At 37.1% G+C, this 21371-nt stretch carries 19 protein-coding genes; 1 reads left to right on the top strand and 18 read right to left on the bottom strand.

Features of this window, described 5'->3' with window-relative positions; all coding sequences use genetic code 11:
- Positions 1-15 precede the first annotated feature (15 nt).
- The 6 genes from bsdcttw_RS12485 to bsdcttw_RS12460 all read right to left on the bottom strand — a co-directional run bounded on the left by bsdcttw_RS12485 (position 16) and on the right by bsdcttw_RS12460 (position 6634).
- Positions 16-2205, bottom strand: coding sequence for a methyl-accepting chemotaxis protein (locus tag bsdcttw_RS12485; protein ID WP_185255200.1), 2190 nt, complete (start codon positions 2203-2205; stop codon positions 16-18).
- A 134-nt stretch (positions 2206-2339) separates the two neighbouring features.
- On the bottom strand, positions 2340-4100 hold the full coding sequence (gene argS / locus bsdcttw_RS12480; protein WP_185255199.1) for an arginine--tRNA ligase: 1761 nt from the start codon (positions 4098-4100) through the stop codon (positions 2340-2342).
- Positions 4101-4187: 87 nt separating this feature from the next.
- Positions 4188-4379 (bottom strand): PspC domain-containing protein, encoded by a 192-nt coding sequence (locus tag bsdcttw_RS12475; RefSeq protein ID WP_185255198.1) that lies wholly within the window; start codon positions 4377-4379, stop codon positions 4188-4190.
- Positions 4380-4485: 106 nt separating this feature from the next.
- Positions 4486-5541 carry a DUF4097 family beta strand repeat-containing protein gene (locus bsdcttw_RS12470; protein WP_185255197.1) on the bottom strand — a complete coding sequence of 352 codons (1056 nt, stop codon included), beginning with the start codon at positions 5539-5541 and terminating at the stop codon, positions 4486-4488.
- Positions 5538-6314 (bottom strand): HAAS signaling domain-containing protein, encoded by a 777-nt coding sequence (locus bsdcttw_RS12465; protein ID WP_185255196.1) that lies wholly within the window; start codon positions 6312-6314, stop codon positions 5538-5540. Before bsdcttw_RS12465 ends, bsdcttw_RS12470 begins: the two co-directional genes overlap by 4 nt.
- Positions 6311-6634 carry a PadR family transcriptional regulator gene (locus bsdcttw_RS12460; protein ID WP_185255195.1) on the bottom strand — a complete coding sequence of 108 codons (324 nt, stop codon included), beginning with the start codon at positions 6632-6634 and terminating at the stop codon, positions 6311-6313. Before bsdcttw_RS12460 ends, bsdcttw_RS12465 begins: the two co-directional genes overlap by 4 nt.
- 299 nt (positions 6635-6933) lie before the next feature.
- On the opposite strand from bsdcttw_RS12460, the gene bsdcttw_RS12455 reads away from it, so the two are divergent.
- Positions 6934-7380 (top strand): hypothetical protein, encoded by a 447-nt coding sequence (locus tag bsdcttw_RS12455; RefSeq protein WP_185255194.1) that lies wholly within the window; start codon positions 6934-6936, stop codon positions 7378-7380.
- Between the two features lie 195 nt (positions 7381-7575).
- Here the strand turns inward: bsdcttw_RS12455 and sdaAA are convergent, their stop codons facing one another.
- The 12 genes from sdaAA to bsdcttw_RS12395 form a co-directional block, all read right to left on the bottom strand.
- Positions 7576-8448, bottom strand: a complete 873-nt coding sequence (gene sdaAA, locus bsdcttw_RS12450) for an L-serine ammonia-lyase, iron-sulfur-dependent, subunit alpha (RefSeq protein ID WP_185255193.1) — start codon at positions 8446-8448, stop codon at positions 7576-7578.
- A 131-nt stretch (positions 8449-8579) separates the two neighbouring features.
- Complete coding sequence (gene sdaAB, locus bsdcttw_RS12445; RefSeq protein ID WP_185255192.1) at positions 8580-9260, bottom strand: L-serine ammonia-lyase, iron-sulfur-dependent subunit beta; 681 nt, start codon at positions 9258-9260, stop codon at positions 8580-8582.
- A gap of 157 nt (positions 9261-9417) precedes the next feature.
- A complete protein-coding gene (locus bsdcttw_RS12440; protein WP_185255191.1) occupies positions 9418-11442 on the bottom strand; it encodes an FtsX-like permease family protein in 2025 nt (674 codons plus the stop codon).
- On the bottom strand, positions 11435-12202 hold the full coding sequence (locus bsdcttw_RS12435; RefSeq protein WP_185255190.1) for an ABC transporter ATP-binding protein: 768 nt from the start codon (positions 12200-12202) through the stop codon (positions 11435-11437). The genes bsdcttw_RS12440 and bsdcttw_RS12435 overlap by 8 nt, the downstream gene beginning before the upstream one ends.
- 212 nt (positions 12203-12414) lie before the next feature.
- Entirely contained in the window at positions 12415-13398 is a 984-nt protein-coding gene (locus bsdcttw_RS12430) for a sensor histidine kinase (protein WP_185255189.1), read from the bottom strand.
- Positions 13379-14065, bottom strand: coding sequence for a response regulator transcription factor (locus bsdcttw_RS12425; RefSeq protein WP_185255188.1), 687 nt, complete (start codon positions 14063-14065; stop codon positions 13379-13381). The genes bsdcttw_RS12430 and bsdcttw_RS12425 overlap by 20 nt, the downstream gene beginning before the upstream one ends.
- Positions 14058-15056 carry a Gfo/Idh/MocA family protein gene (locus tag bsdcttw_RS12420; protein ID WP_185255187.1) on the bottom strand — a complete coding sequence of 333 codons (999 nt, stop codon included), beginning with the start codon at positions 15054-15056 and terminating at the stop codon, positions 14058-14060. Before bsdcttw_RS12420 ends, bsdcttw_RS12425 begins: the two co-directional genes overlap by 8 nt.
- Positions 15057-15426: 370 nt before the next feature.
- Positions 15427-15663, bottom strand: a complete 237-nt coding sequence (locus tag bsdcttw_RS12415; RefSeq protein ID WP_185255186.1) for a response regulator transcription factor — start codon at positions 15661-15663, stop codon at positions 15427-15429.
- Positions 15664-15799: 136 nt separating this feature from the next.
- Positions 15800-16891, bottom strand: coding sequence for a radical SAM protein (locus bsdcttw_RS12410; protein WP_185255185.1), 1092 nt, complete (start codon positions 16889-16891; stop codon positions 15800-15802).
- Between the two features lie 580 nt (positions 16892-17471).
- Complete coding sequence (locus tag bsdcttw_RS12405) at positions 17472-19052, bottom strand: UDP-glucose--hexose-1-phosphate uridylyltransferase (protein ID WP_185255184.1); 1581 nt, start codon at positions 19050-19052, stop codon at positions 17472-17474.
- A gap of 43 nt (positions 19053-19095) precedes the next feature.
- Positions 19096-20088 carry a UDP-glucose 4-epimerase GalE gene (gene galE, locus bsdcttw_RS12400; RefSeq protein WP_185255183.1) on the bottom strand — a complete coding sequence of 331 codons (993 nt, stop codon included), beginning with the start codon at positions 20086-20088 and terminating at the stop codon, positions 19096-19098.
- A 98-nt stretch (positions 20089-20186) separates the two neighbouring features.
- Positions 20187-21347: a galactokinase gene (locus tag bsdcttw_RS12395; protein WP_330602169.1), complete on the bottom strand. Its 1161-nt coding sequence runs from the start codon at positions 21345-21347 to the stop codon at positions 20187-20189.
- Positions 21348-21371: the final 24 nt, after the last annotated feature.

Here is a 21371-nt window from a genome sequence, read left to right as displayed (position 1 = left end):
AATTATATATTATTTTCAAATACGGAATTGATTTATTGCTTGGTTTAATTCTGATGAATTCTCAGCTAGTGTTTTAGCTGCTTCCTCCAGTGCCGAAACAGAATTATTCTGAGCATGTACGATATCTTCTACCATTTCAGAGGCTGCCAGGGTCTGCTGGGATATGGCAGAAATACTTTCCACTGCACTAAGCGTTCCTGCTCTTGCGCTGTCCATGTTACCTATATTTTCACTGATGACGGACAGACTTACAGTCAGTTTTTTCATTCCATCACCCATATTTTTAAAGGTGGAAATTGTATTATTTACTATACTGTTCTGCTTATACACAATTTGCTCGGCATCTTTCGCAATTGTTACGGTATCTGAGGTTTGTTTTATTATCTTATCAATTACCTGATTGATTTCATCAGCAGCATGAAGGGATTGCTCTGCTAACTTTTTTATTTCTTCTGCTACTACTGAAAATCCTCGGCCGGCATCACCTGCTCTTGCTGCCTCAATAGAAGCATTTAAAGCTAATAGGTTGGTCTGGTCTGCTATTTCATTGATAACCTGAATAATTTGTCCGATGGAATGGGATTTAACTTCCAGCGCAGCAATATTCTCAACGACATATTTTGTGATATCATTGGTTGCTTCCGACTGTTTTGATAACTCTTCCATCGTTCCGATTCCTTCTTTAATCAGGTGGTCGGTATCTTTGGCTATTAGGTCAATGTCAAGAATATTTGTATTAACAGATTTTATTTTTTCTGACAATTCATCCATTTGAAGCAAACAACTCTGGGAATCCTGTGCCTGACCGGATATTCCATGACCTATTTCACTAATGGAGGTAGAGATTTCATTGCTTGCCATTGAGATATCTTCTGAAGCTCTTAATACGTTCCCTGCGGATTGTGAGACCAGCCCGCTGACAGTGGCTGTCTTTTGTATCAACTTTCTCATATTTTCAATCATATTTTTCGTGTTACCAGCCAGAGTAATAAATTCATCTTTATGTCTATGTTCCATCAAAACAGTGAAGTCACCTTCTGCCAGATTCTTTAGACTGGTATTAATATGTTTTAGACTTCTTGCAATGCCTTCTGATAAATATAGTCCGATAAGTACAGCAATTAAACTTGCAACTATCACCATAACAGTTGTAAATAACTTAATACTTTCTGCTTGTTCCATAAAGCTTGCTTTAGGAATCAAGGTACAGAGAGTAATGCCGGTATCGGATATCTTATCAAATTGAAAAAGATATTTCTTCCCATCATAGGTTACATATTTCTGACCTTTTGCAGCTGAAGCATCAATGGCATTTTTGTAGTAATCTTCTGTGGTAAAATGGAATTCTTCTTTCCGGTTTCCTATGGTTACAGTTTTTCCTGCTGAATTTTTTCCGGAGGATTCCTTGGCTAGTATTTCACTGCCATCTGATGTGATTACGCCTACTATGCTGTTCTTACCAAAGTCCAGGTCTGCGAGAAATTTATTAATTGCATTTCTATCAACATCGATTACTACAACCGCAGTATCCGTCTGGAACTTCTCAACCAACGAGAAAGAGTAATCAGTTGCTGTGGTTTTCAATTTATCATCGATCAACTTATGACTTCCAATCCAAAAATCCTTGCTCTTTGGATCACTTAACTTTTCGAAACCAGTATCATTTTTTAATTCATTATAAAAACCATCTACTGATTTATTTGCACTTGTAACGACAGGAATACCCGACTGAGGAATTATATGTATGTCTACAATCAAACTTTCGGCTTCTGCTTTCTTTGTGAATTCCATGCTAAGAGATTGAATGAATTGGTTTCGTACAATGGAGTCTGTATACTTTTGTTTTTGCACATAATAATAAATATCCGTATCTTTTGTATATAAGGAGGCTATGGATTTTACTCCGCTGAATCCGTAATCAAGATATTTAGCAGCCATTTTCATGGTATTTTCAGTGGATTTTTCATAGTTTGATACTAACCCGTAAGAAGCCTTGTTATAAGATAAGAATCCCAAAGCAATAATGAACAATATTGGGATAACATAACCGAATATTAATTTGAAACGTATACCAAACTTTCTTTTCCTAGCCATATCCAATTCTGCGGTCTTCTGTCCGCATTTTTTAAGCTTAGGCTTTTTAAATGTAAACCGCCTTTTCCTTTTGGTAATATCATTTTTATTACGTCTCATCCGGTTTTCCATAGGCACTTCTCCTTTGTAGTGATTAAATTACATTATACTTTTAATAAAAAAAGTGTCGAAGACAAACCCATATTGGGGTTGCGCCTTCGACACAAAAAATCGTACATCATTTAATACTAAAATGCAAGCATTATTTACATTCTTTCTGGAGCTTCAAAACCTAACAGGTCAATTCCTGTTTCGAGAATACCTTTAATCAAAGTAATCAGAGAAATCCAGGATTTCTGCTTCTCTTTATCTTCTTCTGCTAATATCTTGTTTTCGTGATAGAAACTGTTAAAAGCATTTGCTAATCCATAAAGGTACTGACATATTTTATGAGGTGCATACTCATTTCCGGCAGCTTCAATTACTTCATTGAATTTAGCTGCTTCAAGCATCAAGTCAACTTCAGACTGGGTCTTACCTGGCTGTAAAGCATCTGCTGCAGCAAGCTCCTTACCATACTTTTGAATAATAGACTTAATTCGAACAATGGTATAGAGAAGATAAGGACCGGTATTTCCTTCAAAGGAAATAAATCGTTCCAAATCAAAGATGTAGTCCTTGGAAGCTTGATTTGACAAATCTCCGTATTTCAAAGCGGCAAGACCTACTTTTTTAGCGATTGCTTCTGCATCTTTTCTGTCCATATCGCGATTTTCAAGAATCTTATCAAGAACTGCATTACTGATATTCTGAATGAGATTCTCAAGACGCATTACACCGCCATCTCTTGTCTTAAAGGGTTTACCGTCTTTACCATTCATAGTGCCAAATCCAAGGAAGGTAAGCTTCGTTTCTTCCGGTACCAGGACTGTCTTTTTCGCACAACGGAATACGGTCTCAAAATAGAGCTCTTGTCTTTTATCAACTACATAAAGTATTTCATCCGGATTAAATAGTTCCATTCTTTCCACCATAGTAGCAAGATCGGTGGTGTTATAGAGCGTTCCGCCATCTGATTTTAATATCATACAGGGTGGCATTTCTTTCGTATCCGTCTCTTCTTTTACATCTACTACCAGTGCGCCTTCGCTGATTCTGGCATAATTGTTCTGCTTTAGATACTCAACCATGCCGGGGATATAGCCCTGGGCATCGCTTTCTTTCTTCCAGAGATCAAAATCTACTAATAAATTATCATAGTTCTTCTTTAAATCTTCAATGGAAACATTTAATATGTGCTGCCACAAAGCACGATATCCAGGATTTCCATTTTGCAGTTCAACAGTTGCAGCCTTGGCAGCTTCCCTGAATTCTTCATTTTCTTTGGAATAAGCACTGGCGGCAGGGTAGATCTGCTCTAACTCACTAATTGTAAAAGGAGCTTCACTTGGATATTCACCCTGATAATCTGCCTGAAAATATACCAAATCCGGCTGCTCCAGCTTAATCTTCATCATGATTAAACCAATCTGCAGTCCCCAATCTCCTAAATGAACATCACCAATAACATTATGTCCTAAGAAACGGTCAATCCTTTTGATGCTCTCACCGATAATTGCCGGTCTTAAATGACCTACATGAAGGGGTTTTGCCACATTAGCACCGCCATAATCTATTACAATTGTTTTCGGTGCCTGTGTTTTTTCACAGCCAAATTGATTCTCCGGGGAAAGTTGTTTTACATAACCGGATAGAAATTCATTCTTTAATATAATATTTATAAATCCTGGGGCGGCGGCCTCAATCTTTTCAAAGCTTTCACTCATTTTTAAAATCTGCGCAACCTCTTCTGCGATGGCAAGTGGTGCTTTTTTATATGCCTTGGCTGCCGCTAAGGCTCCATTACATTGATATTGGCATAAATCAGGTCTGTTAGAGAGCGTAACAACACCATATTTAGTATCATAGCCCTTTGCTTCAAAAGCCTCTCTTACTTCCTTCCCGATGATATCAATTATTTTCTGCATGTTTTGTCCTCCGTTAAAGTATCCTAAATAGATACTTTATCATAATTGCCCCTTTCTGTAAATAACCAATGGCAAAAATGATTGTTCTTACTCCTCATTCGGAACTATGATAGCTGCTATCAGGTAAATCCAGAATCCTGCTGATACACCGAATATAGCAAGGAGTACAATTACGAGTCTGACTATCGTAGGGTCAATATTTAGATACTCTGCAAATCCTCCGCAAACACCTGCTATCATTCTGTTTTTTCTTGAACGGTACAATCTCTTATTTTCCATATTTCCACCTTTCTGCCGCCTTCTATCGAATGGCTGCTTTCACAATAATTATATAATAAAATTAATAAAACTCTACTTAATGGTGATTCTAGCATTTCTAAAACCTTTAATCAATATTCATTGTAATACTTCCAATATCACAGTTTAGTGACATATTGTTAGGAGCCGCGTTTTGCTGTGTGATATGCTTGTTAACTCCGTTATATTTCGTACCATTAATTGTAAGTGAGCCCACATTACAGTCTATGGTGTAATTATAGTCTTTCTCTTTTCCTTCAAGGTTAAGATCAATCTTGCCGACGGAAGTACTTACTGTACTATCTCCGGTAATACTGCCAGTAATATCAATACCTCCAGCAGTACAGTTTATGTCACCATTATTAATAATACCGTCTCGAAATTTAATTTTTCCGGCAGCGCATGTCATACCTGCATTATTAATTGTACCTTTGTCTATTTGAAGCATACCGGCATCTACCTGAAAGGAGGAGTTTTCTTTTATTTTAAGTTCATCAATACTGCAGCTTCCGGCACCAACTTGTATTTTACCGGTGTTTGCAGATAAAGTATCTGCTTTTATTGCACCAGCACCAACAGATAGAGAAATATCATCGGCAGAAAAATCCTTTGGGATAGTAACATATACTTCCGTATAATTATTACTGCCGCTGTCATTCAAATCAATGTTGATTCCAAAGATAGAAAAATTATTATCATTGTCATAGTTCTCGGCTTTGGAGGAATTCTCTTGTAAAGTCCATACGCCATTATTAACTTCACTGGTTATTCTTTTAGAGCCTTTCTCATTTACATCAAGAGAAAATTCCTTTCCTTCTTTGATGAAGAGTTTCCCGGCAATTATATGAAAGTCCAAACTTTTCACATTTTGATAAGTGACAGGATAATTTTTATTGGTATTGATCTCTTCGGAAGCATTTGCTGAAGCAACTACTTTACCGCCTGCCTGATTATTATCAGTTTGACCTCCATTGCTAACATCTTCATTGTTCCATAAGGTATAACCATCTCCAAGATTCAAATCCATCCTATGCCATTTTGTGTAAACTTTGTTATCCATACCGATTGCAACAAGTACTAAAATGATACCGATTGCAATAGCACCGCCTGCTATGCGAAATAGATTTTTAATGAATGCTCTCATGCGTAGGCCCTCCTTCTGCGAAAGATACTTCTAAATACTTCTTTTATCCAGCCTATGACGGCAGGTAATGCCTTTCCTGCTGTCCATACTGCTGCTATGGTAAAGAGCAGGCCAATTCCAAGAACTATTAAACCACCGCCAGCCATGCTAATACCAAGGGCAGGAATTGAAGTAAACTGGATTAAGCCCACAACTATGATAGCCGTACCTGCAAAGAATAATGCCACTGCTACCGCTGCAAAGGCCAGCCATATTGATGCCACTGCAATTATAACCGTTAAAAATATACATAATATTGTCATCGCAATGGGCAGACCTATCGGTAAAGCAAATAAGATAAGGATTATCAATAAAGGGATGTTCACCGGTTTTTTCTTCTGTTGATATTCCTCCTTCTCATAACGCACATTTCTATTCTTCTCTTCCTGATATCTTCTGTAATCTTGCGCGAACCCGGAATCGGTGTTTTGTCTCTGGTCATTGTATTCATTCTTACGTTTTTCAAAGGTGGGAAGGTTTTTCTTTACGCTTTCGGTCTCATGATATCCGTCTTCTGAAAAATAGCCGGAATCATTATTGCCATAATCCAATGATTTTTTAATAATTTCAGCAATATCAGCTGGTGAACCTAATTCTGTTATTACTTTTTCTTCTTCCTCATTTCCTGCCTCTTCAAAATAATTCTCATAGAATTCAATGGCTTCTCTTCTTTCCTCTGCCGGTATATTAAACAAGAGACGTTCAAGTTCCCGTATAAATTCAATTCTTGTCATAAAACTTCCACCCCCACAAAAATATGATTGATTTTAGCCGAGTAAATCTTCCATTCTTTCAGATATAGTTTTAACTGAGCTTTTCCTTTATCTGTAATCCGGTAATATCTTCGGTTTCTGCCGTCAAAAGCCAAATCATAGACTTCCAGGCAATCTTCTTTTTGAAGGCGTCTTAGAACCGGATATAGGGTTGATTCCGATATTTCAATAACCTGTCGTATATCCTGGGTGATTTTATAACCATAAGTGCCTTCTTTATCCTTGGATACAATACCAAGCACAATTGCATCAAGCAGTGCAGCTCCTGTATTAAATACCATGTCAGTCTCTTCCTTTCCGCTTATACTGGTACATGATTTAAATACTATTTATACCAACTTCCACATGTTTTTGTCATATTTACCTGCTGAAACAATAATCATCCAGGTAATTATTCAGCAGAATATATTGCTGTTTTATTTCAACAATATTATATGGCGTATAATATTGTTTATTAATATAATATTATCATTTTCTCTTTATAAGTCAAGTGACATTTGTAATATTATTTTATGAAAATATGACAGACATGCATTTTTAAGAAATATAAGTATAGAGTATTGAAAAAAGAGTTCGTGTTATGGATTGTAGCGACCCCAGGAAATTTCTTTTATCTGTTCCTTATAATTACACAGAAGAGATGGCTTATATCAATAATGATATATTACTGACTCATAAGCAAAAATCAATTAATACAGGCAGACTTAATTATTTTTTACAAAACGTTGAAAAAGGAGTACCAGACTGTGTTTTTCTTACAACCTTTGGCTTGGATGGTCCTGCTTCAACAAGTATTCTAAAATATAACGGGGATATAACTTATACAGATGATAGTTCCAGATTTGGTATTCCTGACCGTTCCAGAGATGAAAGCATAAGAACCTATAATGTAATTTCATTCTATCTAGACCAGAAAAATTATAAAGATAAAGTAATTTCAATAGATTACCATGCAATTACTTCAGATAATAAAGATATAATTGTATTCAGTGATATTACTTTTTTAGATGTAAAAAGGATGTATTAAATAACCTCAATTATATAAATCATGAAAAGAGATATAAGTTTAACAAACAATATTAGTTTATATCTGCTAACTAATATTGTTTGTTCCTGTTCACTAATATTCCGGAATGATACCTCATCCAGCTTTTATCTCTTTTTCTCAGCTTGTGATATTTATTTACTATAAATTTATTCCTTATACCCAGCTATGAGCCGGTTAATTACATAATCCACATAATGAACAAGCACTTGGTGCTGCTGCCATTCCTCCAAGAGCTGTCTCCCTTAATTCCCCCGGCAGACTTTTGCCTACCCGGTACATAACATCCACAGCTTCATCAAAAGGAACGATATTGCGAATGCCGCTTAATGCAATCTCAGCAGAAATCATCGCATTTGATACACCAATTGCATTTCTTTGCTGACAGGGAGCTTCAACAAGTCCTCCGATAGGATCACATACCAGCCCTAAGAGATTGGAGATAGCCCCGGTAGCGGCATGAAAACACTGTGCCGGAGTTCCCCCCAATAGCTCTGTTATTGCTGCGGCAGCCATTGCGGAAGCACTTCCCACTTCAGCCTGACAACCGCCTTCCGCACCCGCTATGGTTGCATTGTATGTTATCAGATAGCCAATGGCACCTGCTGTAAACAACGCCATAACCATCTGCTCATCACTAAAGTTGTATTCTTCCTTTATCGCTAAAAAGGTTCCAGGAATTACCCCTGAAGAACCCGCTGTCGGCGCCGCTACAATTAACCCCATTGAACCATTAACTTCGAGAACTCCCATGGCATAGGATACCGCCTTAGAGACAAGGCTTCCACAGGCACTCTTTTCAGCAGATAAACGTCTGTTTGACAGCTTTAACGCCTCTCCTCCAATTAAACCACCCATTGATTTTAGATTCCCTGTAAGGGCTCCTGTTGCAGCATTCTTCATAATATCCCAGGAATGACTCATTTTATTATAGATATATTCTCTTGACTGCTGGCTGATCTCCATTTCTCGAAGAAGCATAGCCTCTGAAATGGGAAGACCTTTTTCCTTACATATCTGTAGCAGTACTTTACCTGATTTAAACTCCATGTTTACACCTATTGCATATCCCAAGCTTGTCAGCAAAATGCAATACTGCCGTATATAAAACGAGTGAAAGAATCTGTTATCGGCATCCTTTCAAAATGATATTTTCCTTCACTCTTATCTTCGTAAAGAATTTAGATTTTTTCAACTAAAAATGCCTGATAAACACTGGCTAATTCCTCAATTTTCTCAATTACTGCCCCTTCTATTGCATCATCTGCTTCTATAATCGAATAAGCAACCGCTCCTCGATTCTCGCGATACAACTTCATGAATGCTATATTTATTGAAAATTCGCTTAAAATATGAGTGATAGCCGCTACAACACCGGTTAAATCCCTATGTTTAATAACAACTGTATGATAATCGCCGGATAAATCAATCTCTACACCGTCAATTTTCTTTATCTCGGCTCTTCCACCACCTACAGAGATACCCGTAACCGTGGTTTCTTTACCTTCTTCATCGGTTATATGAATATCAACGGTATTGGGATGAACATCTTTTTCTTCTTTATTCGTACGAAACTCATAAGAAAGTCCTTCTGCCTTCGCATATTCAAAGGATTCCTTGATTCTTTTATCCTCGGTATCATAGCCCATTATTCCCGCCAACAGCGCTCTGTCTGTACCGTGTCCCTTATAAGTCATAGCAAAAGAACCATATAAAACAAAAGTTACATGTTTTATGGGCTTCTTGACCATATTGGCTGCCAGCCTTGCAATGCGTAATGCTCCTGCCGTATGGGAGCTGGAAGGACCAATCATATTTGGTCCGATAATATCAAAAACACTAATTTCCTTTGATGAATACATGGTAAACCTTTCCCGTCCTTTGTAATCTTCAATGCAGACATATCATGATTTTTCTAACTCTATTACAGCATAGAGTATAACACATTATGGCAAAAAATAATACTGCTTCTTATTTCTGGCTGGAAGCAGTATTATTATCCTTTATCTGTATTCGATTTTAAAACTTAATTATTTTATAATAGACTTTTGCAGTGAGATTATAGATTATTACATAAAGAATCGCAAATACAATACTGGATATTATTATACACCAGGTAGTTAGGGTTATATTCTCCAATGAGAATGCTTCTAACATCTTTAAAATCATATGCCTTGCGGCAGCTACATGAAGCATGGCTGCTGCCAGAGGAAGGAAAAATACCAGAAGTATCTGTCGGTTGATTGTTTTCTTCACTTCCAGATCATCCATTCCGACTTTCTGAAGAATAACAAACCGTTCTCTATCATCATACCCTTCCGAAATCTGTTTGAAATAAATAATAAGTCCTGTAGCTGCTAAAAACATAATCGTAAAAAAGATACCTAAGAATAACAAGCCTCCATATATACTGTATCCGTCAATGCGGTTTTGGTAAATGGAATAAACCGTTGTCTTTTTTACCTCTCCCTTGACATTTTCTGATACAATCTTAGTAATTAGGGGATTTAGCTTTTCTGAAAAGCTTAGCAGATTACTGTCATTTCCCTTTAAGTTAAGGATATACTTGTTGCTAAAGCCATTATCGGTGGACTCCTTAAACCATGAGCTGATGAGTTTTAAACCACTGTTTTCATCTGCAGCAACAATATAGATCTCTTTATCCTCCGCATTTTTCCCCTGTATTAATTTAGAGTCTGTTATAATTTCCTTAATGGGAAATTCATCGCCGAAAGAGCTTACCTTTATCTTATTTTTAGTCTTATTGTCAGTCAACAAGAAAAACTCATTCTCCGAAAGTGACCTATTATCGCCTGTTATCGCTGTATAATCCGCTAAAGTAATAATATCAATATCCCTAATATAGTTAAATATGTTTTCATTCCCGATTAAAGACTTTAGCTCTTGGCTTCCATATGGATAAAGTTTACCTTGAAATAAACATAGCATTGAGGAATACCCATGGTAATGATACATCTGTTCTATTTTAATATTTTCGTTTTTGGCCTGTTCTTTTATTGCATCAGATATTCTATTTTCTTGATCTTCGCTTGTCTCCTGTCTAACTACAATGTTCATGTCGTTAGGGTTCATTGTATGAAGAATGTCTTCCTGTCCAAGATAAAGTGCTCCGCAGGTTGAAATTGTTACTAATACCATTGTAGATAGAATACATATTGTTGCAAGTCCTGCCGCGTTTTGCTTCATGCGTACTAACAAGCCGGATATCGCTATAAAATTATTAGCTTTGTAATAAAATTTCTTTCTCTTTTCCAATAATTTTAATACAAACTGGCTGCCCGCCTGAAACAACAGAAAGGTTGCAACAATTACCAGCAATACAGCTAAAAAGAACTTGGATATTGCAGCGACACCATTAGTTACTGTGTTAGCCATATAATAAGCAACAAGCAGTAATAAAAAGCCTGCAATGCTCTTAACCAAAACAAATCGTACCTTTTTCTCTCCTATATGGGCACCTTTTAATAAGTCTATAGGATTCGCAATACTAATCTGCACAAAGTTAATAATGGTAGTAATTATAAAAACAACTATAAAAAGGGCTCCTGTAAAGGCAAATGCCTGCCATGGCAGTGAAAATCTGCTATCCGGTGATACCTTCAACAGATGTAACAATAATAGAAATATCAGATTTCCGAAGACACAGCCAACTACAATTCCCAGAGTCAGGGAAAGTAAGCTTAAGATGAGATTCTCATCAAAAATAATCCTGCCTACATGGCGTTTTTCAAGTCCTAATATGCCATACAGACCAAATTCTTTCTTCCTTCTTTTCATTAAAAAGCTATTAATATAGATCAGAAAGATGGCGGCCATAAGGCTCATGATAACCATTCCAAAAGCAAATAATGCTTGTAATGTTCCACCGGAAGGTACATTCTTAAGTCCATCTGTAGTCATGAGGGTAATAACCATAAAGTAAATTGAAGAAAATATTACATAAGATATGGCGTATGGGACATACATTTTTTTGTCTCTTTGCAAATTGGTGGCTGCCATTCGCAAGTAAAAGCTCTTAGCCAATGTCAGCACCTCCCTCTGAAAGAATGGAAAGTGTTGAGACAATCTTATCAAAAAATACCTTTTTCGAGTCGTCTCCTCGATATACCTGGCTAAATAGATCACCATCTTTGATAAAGATAACACGCTTGGCATAACTGGCAGCTAAGGTGCTGTGCGTAACCATAAGTATAGTCTGTCCGTTTTTATTAAGCTCCTCAAATAACGAAAGTACTAAGGAGGAGGCTTTGGAATCCAGTGCTCCGGTAGGCTCATCTGCCAGGATTAGTTTCGGCCCGGTAATAAATGCTCTGGCCATAGCTGTTCTTTGTTTTTCTCCGCCGGATATTTCATAGGGGTATTTGCTGAGAAGTTTTTCAATCCCAAGTCGTTTTACCAATGGTATCAATTTTTCTTCCATTACTTTAATAGCTTCTCCTGATAGTACCAGTGGCAGTAGTATATTATCTTTTACCGTAAGATTATCCAGAAGATTAAAATCCTGAAAAACAAAGCCTAAATTCGTTCTACGAAAGGCTGACAGCTCCCGGTCTTTGATTGCGGATAATCCCATTCCCTCTAAAAACACTTCTCCGGAGGAGGCTTTATCTAAGGAAGCAATTATATTTAACAGGGTTGTTTTACCCGAACCGGATGCTCCCATTATAGCAACAAATTCACCTCTGCCTACATCGAAAGAGACATTGTGAAGTGCTTGGACTTGCTGTCCGCCCAGCCTTGTATTATAAACTTTCTTTAAATTTTGAACTTGTAATAATTCCATCTTAACTTTATCCTGCCTTTCTAATTTCTGCTTTTTATTAAAACAATACAGAAATTATAAATCAGCATGCCAAATCCAACCATCGATTCACATGACAAATGGAATCCGCAATCTTACATTTTTGTCACTAAGCATAGAACAATCTTATATAAACATAAACTCTTTCTTGATAAAATTTCTTTCTATAAGCATCTGCAGATTTGTGCAGCCTCTTACTCAAATAAAAACTCTCTCTTATCAGGAAAAGTCAATATAACTTTGGTGCCCTGCCCGACCTTTGAATCTATTTGTATCTTTACTGCAAGGCTGTCTGCTACCTTCTTTACAAGATAAAGTCCGATTCCGCTTGCTTTTTTATCAATTCTTCCATTGTACCCGGTATATCCTTTCTCAAATATCCTTGCTTTATCCTCTTCCCGAATACCGATACCGGTGTCTTCAATTACAAGTGCATTTGGAGCAAAACTGATGTGTATTCCTCCTTCATTGGTGTATTTGATGGAATTTGAGAGAATTTGCTCAATAAGAAAGGAAAGCCATTTGCTGTCTGTATGCACATACATAACCCCTGGAACAATGGTCACAGAAAGTTTTTTATTAATAAATAAAGAAGCATATTTCTTAATACTTACTTTAACGATATCTGAAACCTCGTATTCTCTGATTACTAGATCTGAGGAAAGGTCTTTCATTTTTACATAGTGGAGTGCCATTTCCACGTATTGTTCAATTTTAAATAGTTCACCCTCAATTCCTCGCCGTTCCTTAGAATCAATGTTCTTAAGGGAAAGCTCCATGGCAGATATTGGAGTCTTAATCTGGTGCATCCACATGGTATAATACTCCATCTGCTCCTGGTGTTCCTTTTCCATTTCTGTCTTGTTTTTTTTCATTATCTCATAAAGCGCGGAAATCATTTCTTGGTAGTTCTTCTCCAGTGAATTATCCGCAATCGGCAGCTCTTTAGACTCTGTTGTAAGGTCCTTTAGGAGCAGGTCCATTCTATTTTTCTTTTTTGAGAATGCCATATAATCCAGAAATAAAAATATGGAGCTTAGAAATGTCATAATGATACAGGAATAAAGAATAGAAGCCATGGGTTGTCCGTAAAGAAAATGTATCAAAGGGAAAAACAGCCATACTAATAGAAGAATTAAAAATACCCCTCTCCGGTAGTTAATGTAGCACTTCCTCATGAATCAGATACCCCATGCCTTTCTTAGTCTGTATAAAATCTTTCAGTCCCATATCCTCCAGTTTCTTACGAAGTCGATTCACATTAACTGTCAATGTATTATCATCTACAAAATAATCACTGTCCCAAAGGGCTTCCATGATTTCTTCCCTTAGCACCACTCTATTCTTATTCTCCATTAAAATTTTCATAATCTTATATTCATTCTTTGTCAGTTCTGTTTCTTTTCCCATTACATTCAGGCTGGTATCCGCTAGATTTAAGGATACTCCCTGTACTTCAAGAGTTTTACTTTCTACATAATAATCATAAGCCCTCCTTAACAGCGCCTGTATTTTAACAATCAATACATCCATTGAGAATGGCTTTGTAATATAGTCGTCTCCCCCCATATTCATAGCCATCACCAAATCCATATTTTCTGTATGGGAGGTCAGAAATATAATAGGAACCTTTGATTTCTTTCTAATTTCACTGCACCAATAAAAGCCGTTATAAAAAGGCAGTGAAATATCCAAAAGTATCAGGTGAGGCTTACTTTCTAACACCTCACTTAAAACTTTATTTAAGTCTTTAATGGTCTTGGCCTGAAATCCCCATTTCATCAGATTTTCCTTAACCAGGGAAGCTATGGTGATATCGTCTTCTACAATTAGTATATTATACATAATTATGTTCCTTGTCTGCCGGGAATATAATTCCTGCTTTTTTTCTGGCAATTGTCAGAACTTCGCATACCATCAGACTATGTTCTAATAACTGATAGCATCTATCTAACTGATTTCCGGTTATCATTGCCTCGAATTCTATAAATTCATTGACCATACGATGAGGATAACAGTTCTCATTCACCGGTTTTGCCTCCTGATTGTTTAAAAGTAATTCAAATCCCTCGCAGGTATTGGCAGGAGAATCTTGATATATGCAGCCTTTGTCTCCTTGTATATTATTTGCAATTGGTGCCTTACAGTCCTTTGCACCAATACAGGTACATTTAAAAGTATCATATTCCAGTATTAATATACCCGAGGTATCTATTCCTTTTTCGATATTGGGGTAATATTCTACATTCTTAGGCTTGCCAAATAGACCTGTAACATAGTGTATATTATAGATATTTAAGTCCATCAGTGCTCCCCCTGAAAGATTTACATCAAAAGCAGGCAATATAATACCTTCCTTAAAGCTGTCATATCTTTTGGAGTATTGAGAATAATTACACTGAACAATTCGAATATCTCCAATCTGAGGAATTAGTTCCCGTATTTTTTGGTAATTCGGAAAATAAAGGGTTGTTATGGCTTCAAAAAGAAAAAGCTTCTTCTCTCTCGCTAGATTGTTTAACAACATAGCTTCTTCATAAGTTGAGGTAATGGGCTTTTCCAGTATAACATTTTTTCCGGCTTCCAGTGCTTTTTTGGTATATTCATAATGAAGGCTATTAGGTACAGCTACATAGACTGTATCAATAGTACTTTTTAAGAATAAATTATAATCAATATAAACTTCTTTTAGATTGTAGCTTTGGGCAAGTTCTCTTAATTTCTCTTCACTGGAAGGTCTGCCACAGATAGCTGTTGTGTCAATGTTTCTTAAATATGGTAATATCGTCAGGAATTCCTTTACAATCATTCCAGAACCTGCTATACCTAATTTCATATTTGGCTCCCATCTGCATGCTTTAGCACGCGTACAAAATCAGGGGGAGTGAAATGATTTATCTTTCACTCTTTCCTCTCTCCCTACCACTATTGGTACTAGAATATCATCTATAATATTATTAACTTGGTTGGACTAATGGATCTGTAATCAAAAATTCGAATAATCGCACTGGTATATTGTAACATAAAGTTATGCCTTGGGAAACCGTAAATAAAAAATTATATCCATAAGATGGAATTATTAATAACAGTTCCTCTTATGGATGTATATGAGGCTAATACTCTTAGATCTTACCTTTCTCCAGATACATCACTGTTTCTTTCTGTTCTGGCAAAGAAAAAAGTACCGATAATCAGACAGACTACCGTTAACGCGATGATAGCTGTAAACCATAAAATTGGCGCAGTTTATGACAAAGTTCATAACCGTCCACATGAGGCATTATCAGATCTACAATGGCAAGATCAGGATTTACTGCTGTGATCTGTTGCAAGGCATCACGGCCATCTTTTGATTCGCAGGTTTCAAAACCTCCATTTCTTAATAGCGTACAAACCAGCTCTCTGATATTGGGATCATCATCTACTATCATAATTTTACTCATAAAAACTCCCCTTTGCCTGTATTCCAACAATATTATAGATTTCTATGTACACTATCAATACATAGTTTTCATCAATCATACCAAAGTAATGTAAACGGAAGTTAAACATTTGGCGATTTTCTACCAGAATATAGGATCAAGAATTAAGGAGTTTCTCCACCAGTTGCCTTTTTTCAAATAGTATGCAACCTCCTGTATGGTCTTCCATAAGCACATTTTCCTCCCGAAGCCTTACAAATAATCTAGATTCCAGAACTTTCTTCAGTGCCACATCCCTTACATTAATATCCGAATAAGGGGAAAAGGGGCATGGTTCCGCACCGCCTTTCGAGTTAATATGAAAGAATCCACGTCCCGCTGCCAGACAGCCGCCGGAGGTCTTTTCATCACCAGGAAATGATATATACACCATATCCTCATAATACTCTCTGATATCTATAAGTGTCTTGTTTAAGTATTCTCTTTCGTATTCACCCGGGGCAAGCTCTTTCGCTTCTTCGGTAACAGGCACAAATTCAACATAAATAACTACTTTGCAACCTTTGTGATAAAGTTGATTTAAGAATTCATAAGAAGTAACTTCTTTGATATTTTCAGTTGTAACGGTGATAGAAGCCCCATATAGTATTCCCTCCTGGTGAAACAGCTCCATAGAGACAAGAAGTTTTTCATATACACCACTTCCCCTCCTTGTATCCGTCCCTTCCTCTCTGCCTTCAATACTTAATATAGGAACAAGGTTTCTATGCCTATCAAATAGTCTTATGTATTGCTCCCCAATCAAAGTACCATTTGTAAAAACGGGGAATAAAATATCCGGTATTTTTGCAGCTGTTTCTAATACATCTTTTCGAAGTAAAGGTTCGCCTCCGGCAAGCAGTATAAAACCAATACCAATTTCTTTCGCTTCCTGAAACACCGCGTTCCATTCTTTTTGGGTTAGTTGCTTCAATTCTTCTTCGTCATGGCAGGCATGATTGGCTCTTGCATAGCATCCTGCACAATGCAGATTGCATTTGCTCGTAATACTGGCAATAAGGAATGCCGGTATATGTTCACCTGCATTTTCCGCATTTCTCCTTAATGCCGCTGCTTTTTTACTGGACCGGGCATATTTCGCCATAAATAAGCTTTCTTTTGGATTGGAAAGGGAAGCTTTTAATGCCCCTTTTACGATGTTCTCTACGCCGTTTGTCATATATTTTTCTAAGTCAAATTCCTGCTTCATTTGATTTAAGCCCTGCCTTTACATTTTCATATTTTATACTATTTAATCGTTTCCTATATTATAAGTAAGAAATGTGGACTACATATGACCAAACCTATGATTATTTATTTGCTTTCGCAAAATATTTACTATATAATTTAATATAGAAACAGTAATGAATCCCATAGGAAAGGGGAATATCTTATTTTTCAGAAGAATGAGATTACTATTTTATATGAAATATATTGCTGGCATATTAGTATTTGACCTTATTTATATGGGATTTGGCATCTTATTATGGAGAGTAATGTCCTTGATAACCGGTTTTATATATGGCAGTATTCAAAAGCATAGAAAAAATAATATTTAGGATAACTTACCGACGTTGATTCTTATCCAATGAAATAGCCCATCTATGTAGATATCTTATCATAGATGGGCTATTTGCTGCAATTTTATATTTGTTAAGATTAATGTTTAGATGATCTTTCTGGTTTATCCTAACCATAGGTTAGGGCTTGAAAGAATGCAGTATCTGTGGCAGTATTTATATTCCATCTACTGTTTAATTTAGCTCTCAATTCCTGTTTATTCTGTTTACTTATATTCTGCCTAACACTGAAATAAACCTCTCAAAGGCTTCCTGACCTGCGGTATCTCTTTTATAAACTCCTGCATGTTCCAGTACTTTTGCAAATACCAGACCAATCTCTTCTTGGAGAATAGAATCAATATTATCTGGCGTGATTTCCTTGTATTTGGGTAGAAATCCTTCCATCCAATCCTTGTGTTTATAAATATCTTCCTCTGCTCCAATCACTTTTGCATTTAAAATAGCAGCTCGAAGTTCTTCCATCTCAACTTTTAAGCGAGCGGGTAATACAGCTAGGCCCATAACTTCAATTAATCCAATGTTTTCCTTTTTAATATGATGAAGCTCACTGTGAGGATGGTAAACACCTAGAGGATGTTCTTTGGTAGTTACATTATTCCTTAGTACTAAATCAAACTCATAGATTCCGTCTTTATTTCTAGCTATGGGTGTTATGGTATTATGAGGCTCCCGGTTATGTTTTTCTGCCTGTGTTCCTTCTATTACTTCCTTTTTATTCAGAAGTTTGCCGGAGGCATCGGAATAGGCATAGATAAAAGCCTCTTCATCAGTATAAGTTCTCCAAGAGTTAAGTATATGATCCCCAAGTTCTATCAATTCCTCTGCCACTTTACTTCTAAGCCGAATAACTGACATTGGCCATTTTACAATACCAGCTTCCACACTCTCAAAACCTTTTATCTGAAATCTCTTTTCGATAGGAGCCTTTGCCATAGCAAATTCATAATTACCCCCTTGAAAATGGTCATGCGTCAGAATAGATCCGCCGACAATAGGAAGGTCAGCGTTAGAACCTACGAAGTAATGAGGAAAGAGCTTAACAAAATCAAAAAGCTTTCTAAAAGCCTCTTTATCTACTTTCATTGGTGTGTGCTCGCTGTTTAACACTATACAGTGTTCATTGTAATAAACATAAGGAGAATATTGGAATCCGAATTCCTGATTATTAATCCTAACTGGGATGATTCTATGATTTTGCCTGGCGGGGTGATCCACTCTGCCGGCATAACCCTCATTTTCAACACATAACAGACATTTGGGATATCCGCTTTGTTTTTTTAACTTTGCTTCTGCGATGGCTTTAGGGTCCTTCTCCGGTTTAGAAAGGTTTATGGTGATATCAATATCTCCGTAAGCTGTCTTAGTAACCCACTTTTGGTCCTTAATAATACGATACCTTCTAATATAATCCGAATCCTGACTGAGTTTATAATAATAATCTGTTGCCATTTTCGGATTTTTCTTATAAAGAGAATTAAATGTTTTAATCACAGTTGATGGAGATGGAACCAAGAGACCCATCAGTTTTGTGTCAAATAAATCTCTATATACAATACTATTACCAGTCAGGATGCCTTTATCTGCTGCATAATCCAGTATTCCATTTAAGATAGATTCAAGCCCTCCCTTAACAATTTCCTCATAGGAGGGGCTGTCCTGAGGCTCTTCATATTCTTCCAGGCTTAGAGCTTCTAAAAGCCTGTTAAGAGTATAATTCTTATCTTCTTTTACTATCAATCCTGTTTTTTCCGCATATTCCATCAAAGCCCTGATGTATTCGAATATCATAACAACCTCTTTCCTGAGCAACCAAGCTTCTAATAGATACTCGTTATTTCGTCTTATAACCATCCGGATGTGTCTGATGCCATTTCCAGGCGGTTGCTATAATTTCTTTCACATCCACAAATTCCGGTCTCCAACCAAGGACTTTCTTGGCCTTTTCACTGGAAGCTATTAATTTAGCGGGATCTCCGGCTCTTCGTGGAGATATCACAGCCGGAATTTCCTGACCGGTGACTTCTTGCGCGGCTTCTATAATTTCTTTTACAGTAAAACCTACTCCGTTGCCAAGATTGAAGATATCACTTTCATTTCCTTTCAGAAGGTATTCTACCGCAAGGATATGTGCCTGTGCCAAATCCGTTACATGGATATAATCTCTTACACAGGTACCGTCTTTTGTATCATAATCATCACCGAAGATATTGATTGCTTCTCTTTTCTTGTTTGGGACCTGAAGCACCAGCGGAATCAGATGGGTCTCGGGGTTGTGAGCTTCTCCGATGCTGCCGCTTTTATGAGCTCCGCAGGCATTAAAGTAACGAAGGGAAACATAACGCAGACCATGTGCTCTGTCTGTCCATTTAAACATTTTTTCCATAGATAATTTTGTTTCGCCATAGCAGTTGGTGGGCTCTGTTTTATCCCCCTCCAGGATGGGTACCTTCTCTGGTTCGCCGTAGGTTGCTGCGGTAGAGGAAAACACAATTTTTTTTACATCATGAGCTATCATCGACTCTAGAAGAACCTTAGTTCCACAGAGATTATTATCATAGTATTTTAAGGGGTTTGTCATGCTCTCACCCACCAGGGAATTGGCAGCAAAATGAATTACTGCATCGATTTTCTCTTTCTCAAAAACACTGTCAACGAATTCCCTGTTACGGATATCACCCTGATAGAATCTTGCTTTCGGATGAACAGCTTCCTTGTAGCCGGTTTCCAAATTGTCAACGATTACAACATCCTCACCTTTTTCAATCAATTCATAAACCGTATGGGAACCAATATACCCTGCCCCGCCTAATACTAATATTGTCATACTTATCTCCTGCCTTTCTTTTCTTATTTACTCTAATTTCCATGCAAATCACCATCTTACCGGTAATACTGCTCCAAATAGTTGTATGGAATGCCTAATTATAATCTAACAGGACCATCGCCAACTTCTACAACATAAAAGTCTGCTTTATATCCGATTTTCTTCTCGTAAATTGTTCCTACATTTTCAATAAAGGCATCTACATTTTCGTTCTTTACGATGCTTACGGTACAACCGCCAAAACCAGCTCCGGTCATACGGGAACCGATAACCCCTTCTTGAGCCCAGGCAGCTTCCACTAAAGTATCAAGCTCTATACCGGTAACTTCATAGTCATCTCTTAAAGATACATGAGAAGCATTCATAAGTTCTCCAAACAAGGTGATATTTCCGGCACTCAGAGCTTCTACCGCCTTCATTGTTCTTTGATTTTCATATACAGCATGCTTTGCCCGCTTTGTTCGGGTGAAATCTCCAATGGAATCCTTATATTTCTCGAATTCTTCTTCTGTCAGCTCTCCTAAGGATTTAATCTCAACAACCTTTTGCAGAGATGCCAGAGCATCTTCACATTCCTGTCTTCTTTCATTATATTTTGAATCGCCAAGGCCTCTCTTTTTATTGCTGCAAGCAATTACAATCTTGGAATCTTCAAGCTTAATAGGTGCATATTCATAGGATAAATCGCTGGTATCTAAGAAGATAGCATGATCTTTTTTACCCATAGCGATGGAAAACTGATCCATAATACCACAATTCACTCCAATAAAATGGTTTTCTGCATATTGACTTACCAGAGCAAGGTCAACCAGACTGATATCAAGACCAAATAATTCTTTTACCATAAAACCTGTCAGAACTTCAACGGAAGCAGAGGAGGACAAGCCGGAGGCATTGGGAATATTACCATAATATAGCAGATCCAAGCCCTCATGAATGGAATAACCCTTATCTTGTAAAGTTTTAATTACCCCTTTTGCATAGTTGGCCCAGTCATCTTTTTTGTCATATACAAGATTTTCAACAGGAACTTCAATTACGCCAAGCTCTTTAAAGTTAAGAGAATAAAAACGAAGTACTTTTTCTCCGTTCTTTCTGGCCGCACCGTAAGTACCGATAGTTAGAGCACAGGGAAATACGTGTCCTCCATTATAGTCGGTATGCTCTCCGATAAGATTCACTCTTCCTGGTGCGAAGAATAACTCTGCATCTTTAGCACCAAATACTTCTTCAAAACTACTTAATAATTCTTGTTTCACAATCTCTTCCTCCTGTTTTATATA

The organism is Anaerocolumna chitinilytica (genome assembly GCF_014218355.1).
Classification (GTDB): domain Bacteria; phylum Bacillota; class Clostridia; order Lachnospirales; family Lachnospiraceae; genus Anaerocolumna; species Anaerocolumna chitinilytica.
This window is presented reverse-complemented; position numbering and strand designations above follow the sequence as displayed.